The following is a 12,859-nucleotide window of genomic DNA, read 5'->3' as shown; positions in this document are numbered from 1 at the left end:
CTAACAGTCGTCGTCTAACTGAGACGGAAACGAACGGTATTGACTCACTACGACGATGGCTAAAGGCTCCACTTTGGTGACGTGTCTGGAACTAAAGGAATGCTACAAATTCCAAGATATCCCTGTGGAAATTCGCTCTTCGATATGGAATGCAAAGAATGTCTACCGCTAGGTATAGCAGCCGTAACAATAATGATTTGTGATATACCTGCATACGCATGTTGTCCATAGGCTACGGAAAAATACTGATTGGGTGCGTCGCTGGGCTGTTACTCATTGGAGGCGCTACGCTGGGGCTTGGGATCGGTGGTTTCGCCGATGGACCGGCAGATTCGGAGACCACTGTAGGCGAGGACGAACTGGAGATACGCACTGTGCAATCTCCGACCGAAATTCGGCCGGATGAGCCGCTGCGTGTGCAACTTCAAATCACAAATGTAGGGTCGGAAACGACAACACAACAAGTAGCGCTACGATTGAACAGAGACGGACGACCTTCTGAAACGGTAGCAACGAAACAAGTTGAGGTTTCGGCTGCAGAACCGACGGACGTGACGTTCGCTGTCGAGCCTGAGCAAATCAGTTCCGGGGAATACACGTACGCCGTTGCCGTCGGTGAATCATCGTCCCCGGAATCAACTGGGAGTGTGGCTGTTCTTACCCCGCCTACGTTTGTACTCGCCGATACCACTGAAAACGCTACAATCGTCCGTGGAACGAGCGCCTCCATCCGAGCAAACCTGACCAATATCGGTGCATATCGCGGCGTCCAGACAGTGCGAATCGCTGTCGATGCGGATCAAAACGGCCAGTACTCCGATTCTGAAACGCTGAACGAGAGTGTCCACTCACTTGCGGGCGGCCAGAGCCAGATGAGCACTGCTACGGTCCGAACTGCTGATCTGGAACCTGGTCGATATCAATACAAGATCGCCACCGAAAACACAACAACGACCGGAACACTCCATGTCCAGCAACCGGCGACGTTCCGGGTGCAGAACACGACTGCACCGGCCAACGTAACGAGGGGGGAAACTGCTAATATCTCAGCAGTCGTCGAGAACATTGGTGACGTGGACGGGATGGACAACGTCACGCTCCGCAGTGATTCCATGAACACCACCTATTCGCGCTCCGTTTCATCTGCTGTCAACGAAACTACAATCGTGTCTATTGGAGTGAACACGACGAATTTGAGCCGCGGGACACACAACTATTCGCTTGAAACTGCTGATGACACAGATACCGTCTCGATGACGGTACAGGACAGTCTTTTCGAGGTGTCGGATTTGGATGGACCGAATGTTCTGTACGTCGGTGATACGGCTGTGTTCTCCGCGGACGTAACGAACACGGGTGAAATCACTGGAACTCAATCGATCCAGCACCGCATCGACAGCGATGACGATGATCGTCCGGAAGCCTATGGAGTCGACAGAAACGTCACGCTCGCACCCGGCGAGTCGACTCGCGTTCGGTTCGAGATTGAATACACGGTAACCGACTCGACGGATTACCCCGTAGAACCACTGAGCCTGCAAACGTACGTCTATGGCATCTACTCAAAAGACGCGCGTGCGTCAACAGCTATGTCGGTCAAACCCTCATGGGCAAAAGACGGTGGGTCCAGCGGTTCCGGCGGAAGTACCAGTGTCTCTGATGGTGACCGCGCTTCGCTTGATGAAATAACCCAGGATAAGTACGGATACTACTATGATGAGGTCAGCAGTGAAACGAAGCGGCAGGTCGGGGAGATTCACGAACGTCAACCGTTCGCAGACGGCCTTGCGGCCGCAGAGGTACGGACGCGTGAGGAAATCGCCCGGCAAGAGTACGATGCCGATGTAAAAGCCGGCGAGAATTTTAATTTCACAGGACTAGAAATTGAAACCCAACAGAAGGTCGAAGCGGACTTCGATGCACAGTTCCAGACTGATTCCGGTGACCGAATCGAGTCCTGGGACGAACTGGCCATCGACACATACGGGAAGTCGTACGAGAACTTGACCGCTAGTCGCCAGGCGGACATTAGGACGACGTATCAGGACCAATTCGAATAACTACTCTCTCTAACAATAGTAATCGCCATACGCAGGCGCTTTCCGAAATCGGCCTAACGAGATATTTACTGATCCGGCAGTTCACTGTATATGACCGCTAACCCAGGAAAGTAAGGAATAACAATAGATCGATTTGTCCAACATGGCGACAGAGAGGGCCCTATTGGTGGCCGGTGAGCGGCCCTACGACCTACCATGACTATCACTGAATCAGAGGTTGCTATTGGCGCGTGGGTCTGGCATGAGGGCCGACCCGAGATGAGTAGCTCCCTTCTCGGTAACTCTGTGCGTACTGTAACGGGCTCGCTCCAGCAATGCAGCCGTGCTGTGCGACCCCTAGAAGCGAAGCGGGACCACTCACCAACAGGGGGGACATAGAGTGTATAAAGGCTCAACTGTCGGTGTCGTCGTTCCGGCACACAACGAAGAGGGGTTCATCGGTGAGGTCATCGACTCACTTCCGGAGTACGTCGATCAGGTGTTCGTTATCGATGACTGCTCGACAGATGGCACCTGGACCGAAATCAAGGAATACGTGGATACTGAGGTAGAACAGGCCGGTGAGACCGGGAATTCCGCACAACAAATAGTTGTCGCCGACGGCGCCGGGACAACGGTATCTGAAAGCCAGACGTTTCTCGATAAGCGGGTCGTCCCAGTCCGTCATCAGACTAACGGCGGTCGCGGGGCCGCCGTACAAACTGGATACGAGCTAGCGCTTATGAGTGGCATGGATACGGTTGCAGTCCTTGATGGCGACGGCCAGATGGACCCGAACATACTCGATGAGATACTCGACCCAGTCGTTGAGGGGGAGGCGGATTACGCGAAAGGCAACCGCCTGATATCTCGAAGCCACTGTGCTCAGATGTCTAACTGGCGGTTTTTCGGGAATGCGCTCCTCACGATCTTGACAAAGATAGCGAGCGGACACTGGCAAATGCGCGACCCGCAAAACGGATACACCGCGATTTCTGCGACAGCACTCGAACAACTCTCACTGAACGATCTGTTTGACGACTACGGGTTCCTTAACGACATGCTCATTCACCTAGACGCCAATGGACTGACTGTTCAGGACGTGCCGATGGAGGCGTTTTACGGTGACGAGTCGAGCGGAATCAGATACAGTTCGTTCGTTCCGAAGCTCTCAATGTTGCTACTTACCGGGTTTTTATCACGACTCAAACAAAAGCATCTCCGGGTCGACTGACCCAGCTTCTTATGTCATGTGCTCGTCCGGTATGGAACGGCGCTGAGTGAGTTATGAGTGAACTATTTGAGATCCTTCTCTCATCGCACGCATAGTGAAAAATTAGAATTATGCTGTTGCTACTTATGCTCCTAGAGTAGTAGTATCGATCATGGGTAGGTGGTCTGGTCTGTCAACAGAGCTTGCAGATCTCGTTACGATTACTGTAATTACAACCGTTGCACTTGCCGCTACTGTCTCGCCAGTGGACGGATTGTTGCTTGCGGCTGTAGCAATACCGTTTCTGCTGTTTGTTCCTGGCTATGCGCTCATTGCGGCCTTGTTTCCCGACCGAGAATCGATGTATCAGCAGCATCGACTGGTTGGTCTCGAACGAATACTGTACGCTGTGGTCGCGAGTATCTGTTTGGCGGTTATTGTCGGGGTGAATCTGGAATTCACCAACTGGCCAATTCGATCGGTCCCGGTCGTGTCAGCACTCGCAGCGGTGGCGTATCTGTCGACTTTCGTTGCGCTGTACCGCCGAAAAGCGTCAGGGTCAGAGCCGAGCAAATCAGCAGTACAGTTCAATACGGGGTCAAACAGCGAGACACAGTCTGACGATGGCGGTGTACAGCTCGGATCAATCATCGTTGCGGTGGCTATCATGGTCGCTCTGGTCAGTGTGACCTTCGTCGCTGCACAGCCCCAACGCGGGGAAACGTACTCCGAGTTCGGACTGTTGACCGAGAACAACGGGACGCTGCAAGCGGACGGCTATCCGGAAGAGATGGCGCTTGGTGAATCCAGTGACCTGTACTTCACTGTCACGAACCGTGAGCAGCAACACACGAATTACGTTGTCGTCGTCCAACTCACTCGAACGGCACCTACGGGAGATGCGACAGAGCGCACACGCCTCGATACGTACAGTGAGACAATTTCTCCCGGCAACACATGGCAAAAGCGTCATACTGTGACCCCTGTTCTTGAGGGTGAACGGCTCCGATTAACGTATTTGCTGTACCGAGATGGGATTCCAGATCAGCCGACGGTGGATAACGCTTACCGAGAGACCCATATCTGGATTGATGTGACTTAGGAAGTTGAACAACAGACAGTTTCTCCCTAGCAATTCAGAAGCCGACCGGTGAATCAGCGTTGGCTGCGATTGGTGCTCTGGTTTCGGGCTCGACATACTGATGAACGAACGCCTCGTACTCGTCTATCACGGCATCGGGTGCGAAATCGTTTGCTCGTTCAATGAGTCTGTCTGTGGATATCGGGGATTCCAGTGTCGCTTCGATAGCATCCGCGAGCGCTGTATCGTCTCCAACCGGTGTGAGGCGACCGTATTCGCCGTCATCAAGTATCTCTGCGGGCCCGCTTGGACAGTCTGTGGAAACGACTTGGCACCCGCAGGCGAGGGCCTCGATAAGGACTGTTGGTAGCCCCTCGTGAATTGATGACATCGCGAGCACTGACGCACTCCCCATGAACCCGTATGGGTTATCGACGAATCCAGCGAACGACACAACATCCTCGATATCCAGCTCGCGTGCAAGGTCTTCGAGTTCACTCCGTTTCGAGCCTTTTCCGACAATTATTGCCCTCGTCTGCGGTCGATTCGCATGGAGCTGTGCGAAGGCCCGAAGAAAAGAACTGAAATTCTTCGCCCGTTCGAGCCGTCCGATCCCCAGAACGACCTCGTGCTCTGGAGAGGCAAGCCAGCGGTGGTCAACTGACTCCTGGGCCTGTGCTTGGACGTCGTGTACCGGAATCGGATTGTGTAAGACAGATACTTTCTCCCGGTCGACGCCAACGTACTCAACGACGCTCTCAGCGACGCCCTCGGATACAGCGACGAACTGATTAGCCTGTCCTGCCAATCGACGTTGAAGCGACTGAACGAGCTTCTCTTTTGACTTTTCCTGCATGCCGAGTGTATTGTGGATGGTTCCGACTGACACTGTGTCGGATCTCGCTACTAGTTGTGAAACAAGATGGATGTCGTTGGCGTAGGTCATCTGTGAGAACATGATGGCTGGTGACCGTACGGAGAGATATCGTGAGAGACACGGCACGCTCGCTCCAATCCCAACAACAGGTATTTTAGGTGTATCAAGGTCGACAATAGTTACCTGCTCATTGATTTCTTTCCGGAACGCCCCCTCGTTGAACGAGACTACTAGATCGACCTCGTAGCCTCGTTCGGCGAGTCCATTTGCTACGGAAACCGTGACACGCTCTGCCCCGCCAACTGTTAGTGATGGTACATAGAATGCTATCGGCCCAGTGGTTTCCATTGGTCCAAAACAGTAGGTGCAGCCGTTTGTTTATTCTGTCCCTACGGGCATCGAGATACAGATCTGTAATATATAACGAGAGTCACTTTGTACAGGAGTTAGATGACTGGTCTGCTGTTACGTTTTTGTTTCGAGGACAATTACGTATTCGCTGAAACACAATTAAAACTAAACCACGTCGAGTGGTCTCCTGTGAGTTCTTCCAACTTTTTATAATACGGTCTTTCGTGAACCCTGGTATATTTTCTAGGACCAACTGAAATGTAATAACCGGTGTTATAGAGAGTCACTACTGGAAAATCAGACTATTAACTAAACCAGTTACCCCACAAACCCTGGGTGAACAAATGCGTATTCTTCGGGTGGCTCAGGATATCTTCCCTGAAACGGTCGGTGGTGCACCATACCATATACACGCTCTCAGTCGCGATCAGGCTGCACACGGACACGATGTGACCGTTTTGACTGCTTCGGACAGCGTAGACGAACAGGAGACCGTTGAACGAGACGGATACACGCTCATCCGACAACCACCAAAGGTTGAGACCCTGGGCAATCAACTCTTCACGAACACGACCAGGGTTCTACGAAACAGCGAAGACTATGACGTTGTTCACGCCCACTCTCACCTGTTCTTTTCAACAAACGTGGCTGCGGCTTACTGTCGGTTGAAAGATATACCCCTTGCCGTGACGTGTCACGGGTTAAACTCTCAGCGTGGGCCGTTTTGGTTCTCGCGCGCACATCTCCGAACGCTGGGTAAATGGACGTACGATTCAGCCGATGTGACGTTTTGCTACACTGATGTTGAACAGTCTAAACTACGAGAAATGGGTGTTAACACTGATATCGCGGTAGTAAACAATGGTATAGATACTGATCGGTTTTCCCCGTCAGGACCAAAGCATAATAGAATCGATGCGGCCGTCGGTCCTGCAATTGTTTTTGTCGGTCGCCTCGTCGACGGAAAGCGCCCACAGGATGCGCTAGCATCGCTTGCGGAAATACAGGACAGGTGTCTGGATGCTCAACTCTTTTTCTGTGGCGACGGTCCGATGCGCGAGAGCCTGGAAAATACCGTTGCTGAAAAGGAGTTGGACGACGCTGTCTCCTTCCTCGGGCGTGTTCCGTACAGCGAGATGCCAACTGTCTTCAGAGCGGCTGATCTGTTTGTCTTGCCCAGCCGGACCGAGGGCTTTCCCCGTACCGTCTTGGAAGCGTTAGCGTGTGAGACACCGGTTGTCTCAAGCAATCTCGAACAGACTGCGAGAATCGTAGAGCAGACCGGTACAACTGTCGAGGTGGGTGACATTGAGGGACTTGCCACGGCCGTTTCGGATCTGGTTGAAGACAAACAACTGCTGTCCGATCTGGGTAAGCACGGGCGCCAGATTGTGACCGCGCGCTACGATTGGGAAGACATGGTTCGGGAAACCACAAACATACTGGGACAGATTGCTAAGATCAGCGAACCGCCGGCAACAGACCGCAAGGGCCCGTCCAGCCCAGAGATTCCGGCGATACGAGACGAGACCAATATAAAATAGTAGGCTGTTTCAATGGATACTAACGAGAATGGGTGCTATCTGCGATTTCTATGATGGCACACTATCCGGTATCGACTGCGCATCAACACCAGTCTCTTCGAGCCATAGGTTTGCGGATTCCTGCTCTTGGCCCGTTAGTTTCTGATTACTTAATAATGGGACAGCGTAAGAGTGTTTCAAGATTGGATCAACGGCAGACCGATAGCGACTAACATCCACAAGAGCAACATATGGGCTACAAGACAGATATTGACAGGAAGTTATTTGACACCTATCAGTTTGCGAACCGAGATCTACAGGAGTACCTGGTAATTGTTCTGGCAGGGTTCCTCGTCCTCGAAAGCGGTATGTTCCTCATGATACAGCCAGCAACGGGGTACGAAACATCGCTCGTCGACGCGCTACCTCAGTCGTTTTGGTATCTTTTTTATATTGTACTTGGGGGCGGGATACTGACCTTGATCGCTGCGGCGGTAACAGAGTCGGGATACTGGCGACACGGCCTTGGCCTCATCATTGCTAACTATGCGTTGTTTTTCTTCCTGCCGAAAGCACGAGGTTACAGGTTCTACGGACAGGGAAGAGCCGACGCGTTGCGACACTTCGGCGACATAAAAGGGATCCTGGCAACGGGTTCGCTTCCAGGCATCTGGTACCCGGGCGAACACGTACTGATGGCACAGATGACGATGCTGGGCGTCCCATTTGATGCTATTCCGTACTTGACCGCGTTGTTGTTCACAACGGTACAGATTGTTGGTATCGGTGTCCTTGTCCGAACCATTTCTGGTCAGTCCGGAAGTCTGGCAGCGGGACTGGCTGCGGGAGCACCCCTTATTTATACGACTTTTCATCTCTCGAACCACCCAGCGATAAACTCGTTCATGATTGTCCCGGTACTGCTGACGCTTACGGAACTATACCGGCGGAGCAACGACAACGAGTACGTTGTCTTATTTTTGCTTATCGGCGTATTCATCATCTATTCACACCCTATGACGACCCTGTTCATGGTGGGGCTTTTATTGCTGACTGCGGTGTATTCCGGTGTGTACGGTCGCCTCTCGCTGACGAATGTACGGTCCCTCAGTCCGAGATTGGGGGTCGCATTCCTCCCACTGCTGTTCGCGTGGCTAACGAAGTTTGGCCAGACGCAACAGGCGATTGCAAATGTGATTAACTCTCAGAACGAGGCGACACCCGCGGCAGAGGAGCTGCAAAAAGCGGGATCTGTAGAGTTCTCCCCGGTACAACTCGCGGAGAAATTCGTCACACTGTACGGGTCTACTACGATCTACTTCGCCATAGCCGGTGTAGTATCTCTGGTGACTCTTTACTGGTTCTTATGGCGCGGTCCACGGTACGACTGGGGACTCGGAACAACGCATTTCACTGCCGGCATCGCCATCGCAGGGACGTTTCTGCTCGGAAATCTCATCGTAAAGGGAATCATCAGAGCGAACCGGTACTCGCTACTGTTCGCCGCTGTCTTAGTTGCCCTCGCACTCGTGCACAGCGCTAGTGAGCAACGGTCCGGCATTACGGTAGTATTAGCGATCCTTATGATCACGAGTGCGGTACTGGCTGCTGGGGCGGCATACGAACCGAATAAGCACATGACATACGCCGAATACGACGGGACGCAATACATGGTAAACCACTACGAGCAGGGGGTCCCGATTCATGCAATGGATACGTCGCACAAGATGCAAGCATTCGTCGTCGGTAAAGATAGTCCGAGATACTATCCGGCCGATATTAACCTCAACAACAATATTCCACGAAACCTCGGCTACTTCGGAGCAGATGTCACAGCGGCAGATACGTTCGGCCGAAGCTACGTCATGACGAAAACATATGATACGGAGCAACATACGGCACCCTATTTCACGGAACAGCAACAGGAGTATCTATTCAGATACGGCGAAGACAGTCTGGCTCGGTTCCACAACGACCCGACTGCGAACAAAGTGTACACAAACGGTGGGTTCAGCGGTTGGTCGGTTTCGCCGGATAACTGATCACACGTCAAAGCTCATTGTGGGTATAACAGAGGATTTCTTACGTTGTAACCACGGTACTCCTGAATTGTCTCCGTGTTCGTGGTTGGTGAATACGACGACGGTACTTAGCCACCACGTGAAGAAACATGGACGGCCTTTCAGTACAGGTCGACAACCGTTCATCAGGTACAAAACTTGCCACACACTTTCTGAATATCGCACCCCACCGTCTGCATGCAGCATAGAAACCTAAACACTCTAACCAACCGCTGAGTTGGGTGGTTCCTGCCACCGATAATAAAGAACCCACCCATCTTCCTCTCAAATCAAACTAAAGACCGCCTAACCCGGACAGTATAGGCTTAACAATAAGCATCGGTCTTCAATGAACTCATACAAATGCATAGTTTACGCGCCACTCGGAACCTCTTTTCTGGTGGAGTCAGGGGAATGACTTACTATATATGTGCCCTCAGCCGAGACCAGTCTGAGACGAGCCAATCTGTAACCGCACCAAAACAAACCGCATCGATTATAGAACACGCCAGCAAGACTTTGTTGTTCGGAATCCTGGGTGCGTTAACGAGTACAGTACTTTCTGGACTCACTGATGAACATGAAACCCGAACACACGGTAGCGCAGTCAGCGAGGTTGGTCCAAAGAAGAATGGCCGCTCTGGCACGGTAGGACAGAGGACGTTGCCACTCTATCATCTCGTTTCATCTACGTTCTCTCGGCAACACACCGATAGAGAACTAATTGAGCGGCAGACGACAGATTCCAACTCGGAGAGGTTTACGAGCAGTGAGTGACTCCGAAATACTAGGCGAAACTGGGACGGCGGACTCTGACATATATGGAGAGAGCTACCACCGGTCCCAGGATGAATCGATACGCGTCTGCTTCCTTATTAACAAGCTCGCACCGGATGGCGCACCGACTATTGTTCTGAACCTTGTCGAACGGGCGCAAAAACAGAACTTCGACTGCACAGTCTGCTTTTTCGGTGGCGATGATACGCTCCGGCAGGACTTCGAAGACGCAGGTGCCCGCGTTGTTGATTTCGGTGCAGTCGGAGAGTACCCCCAGTTTGATCCTCGGTCGATTCCTCGTCTGCTTCGATTCTTCCACCAAGCTTCGTTCGATATCCTCCACTGCCACCTGCCGTATTCGCAGGCACTCGGACGACTTGTCGGTTCGGTATCTGACGTTGACCATATCGTGAGCACACAGCACAACGTCCCTGCTAACTACCATCCCATTGAGCGGGTCGCAGAACGAATTACTCGTTCACTTGATTCTCGGACTGTTGCCGTCTCGAAAGGTGTCCAGACGGCCTTTACCGGTAGTAGCGGAATCTTCGACTCAGACACCCAAGGCAGGTGGAGCACAATTCCGAATGGAATCGATGTGGATGCATTCGCTAGTTCCGTGGGTTCAACCGATGGTAGCACTGTGAGAGAAGAATGGGGGATCTCAGATTCCGATCCCCTCTATCTCAATGTTGCCCGCTATGAGCCGCAAAAGGGACAGCGGACTCTCATTGAGGCCATGAAAGGCGTTGTCGACCACTCTACATCTGCACATCTCCTCATCGTCGGATGGGGGTCGCTCGAATCGTCGCTTCGAACGAAGGTTGATGATGCAGGCCTATCTGACGCTGTAACGATCACAGGACGTGTTCCAGAGATTCACGGGTATTACGCAGCCGCAGATGTCTTTGTCTCAGCATCAGCGTTTGAGGGATTGCCGGTAACGATTCTTGAGGCGATGGCCGCCGAATGCCCCGTCGTCGCTACTGATATCAACGGTGTGAGAGAAGTTGTCCTTGACGGCGAAACCGGGCGATTGGTTCCACCTGACGAACCGATGCAGATGGCAGCAGCAATGCGGGAATTCACGGACAAAATGACCAGAGAACGCTTTGGGAAGCAGGGGTACGAACGTGTCCACGACCAATTCACCGTTGAACAGATGGTCAATCGGTACCTCCGATTATACAGCTCTCTGTTCGACCAGTGAGGCGAGTGCCATCTTCGTAAAGGTAAACCAGACTGCATGGGTTAGAGTAACTATATGTAGCTAAAACCAGGATCTGCCCGCGGTTTCACTCCGAAGTTCACGTTCCGGGACGGAGAATCATAATCTGGCCCATTCGAAAAACCTCAAGTAACAAAATATGTTTAAACCGAGGACACACGTTGAGAAAATCGCGTCCCGTACTGATGGGGAATCGGCGAGTAGTCGCTCTGCATACTCGTTCTCTAGCGTCGCTACTCGACTACGTAACCCAGATCTGAAAGGTGGTCTCTTACATCGTCGCTAAATTCAGCTCTTTCCTCGTCTATTTTCTCCGTATCGATTCTGTCGAGTCGACCCATGAGGTCCGTTTCAAGTTCGTCTAAACGGCCGGGGTACTTCGTCGAGACGTCGGACTCTTCATCCGGGAGTTCGAATAGCGCGTTGCCTTTGGCGCTGTGTTGGTATTTGAAATCATGAGTCCGAAGTGAACTGATCGCCGCGTCGCGGAGACGGTCGGAGTTGAATGAAGGATTATACCCTTTTATCTCTGAGATTGGTTCTTGGATACCAGCGCCACGTTGACTAAGAGCTGCTGTCCGGTGGCCGGTTCGCAGGTCCACGCCATCAAGACCAGTAGTATCGCCACCGACATATTCGACGAGCGTTCGCATGATGTCGACGTGTTGGACGAGTTCGTCAGCCTTGCCCACTACAGAATCAAGCCCGTGTACGATAGCCGGTACATGCACTAACCCGTCATGGAGGACGAACTTGTGGCCAAGCAGACCGTACTCACCGAGTAGATCACCATGGTCAGCGGTCACAACGAAAACAGTGTTATCCAGATCGAGCGACTGCATATGATCGAAGAGATCTCCGACAAGTGAATCGGAGTACGCTATCAGGGTGTCGTACATCACGTTCAGCGCGTTCCAGTCCCGCTCTTTGAACTCACTGACGTTTGCGATTCCTTTGTGAAGGTCAGTGGTGTGACGGAAAGCGCGCTCGCTAGCTGCCTTTGGGGACTCGATGAGATCTGAAGCGAATCGGTCTTTCCATGCCGGTGGCGGATAGTATGGAACGTGTGCCCCGTGGTAATGAGCTGATAAGAAGAATGGCTCCTCCGATCCGGCTCGAGACGATAGCTGTTTCTTGACGATCTCGTTGACGAAGAAGTCAGGCCGGTGCTTTGTTTTCTCTACAGTAAACCCACCAGAGTGGGAACGGACATTATAAAGAAAACGGAGCACAGTTAACGGATTAACTTCTTTGAGAAATTCCTTAGGATTGATTTGCTTGAATGTGTCAAAGCCACGATCAAGACCGGTGGCCTCGCTGAAGTAGTGGTTTGCCGAAATACCAACTGTTTGATATCCTTGCTCACGCAACCGCTCAGCGACGGTATCAACGCTCTGTGGGAGTTTGTTAGTCCCGTAGCCTGTTCGGTGTCGTTCGGGGAACGCTCCGGTATGTATCGACGCTGCCGACGGCAACGACCAGTTCGCAGCGGCAATGCAATTAGTAAACCCGACACCACGTGTCTTACGAGCGATTCGTTCCAGATTCGGTGTCGTTGGCCGCGTATGGCCATTTAACGTTGTGTGGTCATGTCGAATACTGTCCAGAGTAATCCAGATAATATTTGGTGGATCGGCGGCTTCCTCGCTCATTATAAACCCGAATGCGGCATTGATTCTTTGTTAATGGTTCCGTATATCAACAGTTACT

At 52.2% G+C, this 12,859-nt stretch carries 8 protein-coding genes; 6 read left to right on the top strand and 2 right to left on the bottom strand.

The genetic code is table 11. The features are described 5' to 3' along the window. Positions 1-218: 218 nt before the first annotated feature. From C444_RS20140 to C444_RS20130, 3 genes are all read left to right on the top strand, one after another. Positions 219-2,060, top strand: a complete 1,842-nt coding sequence (locus C444_RS20140) for a hypothetical protein (RefSeq protein ID WP_049909672.1) — start codon at positions 219-221, stop codon at positions 2,058-2,060. A 379-nt stretch (positions 2,061-2,439) separates the two neighbouring features. Then, positions 2,440-3,273, top strand: coding sequence for a glycosyltransferase family 2 protein (locus C444_RS20135; RefSeq protein ID WP_004594954.1), 834 nt, complete (start codon positions 2,440-2,442; stop codon positions 3,271-3,273). Between the two features lie 151 nt (positions 3,274-3,424). After that, positions 3,425-4,354, top strand: a complete 930-nt coding sequence (locus tag C444_RS20130; protein WP_049909671.1) for a DUF1616 domain-containing protein — start codon at positions 3,425-3,427, stop codon at positions 4,352-4,354. Between the two features lie 34 nt (positions 4,355-4,388). Here C444_RS20130 and C444_RS20125 read toward each other — a convergent pair whose 3' ends face one another. Continuing rightward, positions 4,389-5,558 carry a glycosyltransferase gene (locus tag C444_RS20125; protein WP_049909670.1) on the bottom strand — a complete coding sequence of 390 codons (1,170 nt, stop codon included), beginning with the start codon at positions 5,556-5,558 and terminating at the stop codon, positions 4,389-4,391. Positions 5,559-5,905: 347 nt separating this feature from the next. On the opposite strand from C444_RS20125, the gene C444_RS20120 reads away from it, so the two are divergent. The 3 genes from C444_RS20120 to C444_RS20110 all read left to right on the top strand — a co-directional run bounded on the left by C444_RS20120 (position 5,906) and on the right by C444_RS20110 (position 11,131). Then, entirely contained in the window at positions 5,906-7,105 is a 1,200-nt protein-coding gene (locus C444_RS20120) for a glycosyltransferase family 4 protein (protein WP_049909669.1), read from the top strand. Positions 7,106-7,335: 230 nt separating this feature from the next. Next, on the top strand, positions 7,336-9,126 hold the full coding sequence (locus C444_RS20115; protein WP_004594949.1) for a hypothetical protein: 1,791 nt from the start codon (positions 7,336-7,338) through the stop codon (positions 9,124-9,126). A 787-nt stretch (positions 9,127-9,913) separates the two neighbouring features. After that, positions 9,914-11,131, top strand: coding sequence for a glycosyltransferase (locus C444_RS20110; RefSeq protein WP_049909668.1), 1,218 nt, complete (start codon positions 9,914-9,916; stop codon positions 11,129-11,131). A gap of 251 nt (positions 11,132-11,382) precedes the next feature. On the opposite strand, the gene C444_RS20105 is transcribed toward C444_RS20110, so the two are convergent. Beyond that, positions 11,383-12,801 (bottom strand): sulfatase, encoded by a 1,419-nt coding sequence (locus C444_RS20105; protein ID WP_049909667.1) that lies wholly within the window; start codon positions 12,799-12,801, stop codon positions 11,383-11,385. Between the last annotated feature and the right edge of the window lie 58 nt (positions 12,802-12,859).

It is taken from the genome of Haloarcula japonica DSM 6131, assembly GCF_000336635.1.
Taxonomy (GTDB): Archaea; Halobacteriota; Halobacteria; order Halobacteriales; family Haloarculaceae; genus Haloarcula; species Haloarcula japonica.
The sequence above is the reverse complement of the archived record's forward strand: the minus strand, read 5'-3'. Positions and strand labels throughout refer to the sequence as shown.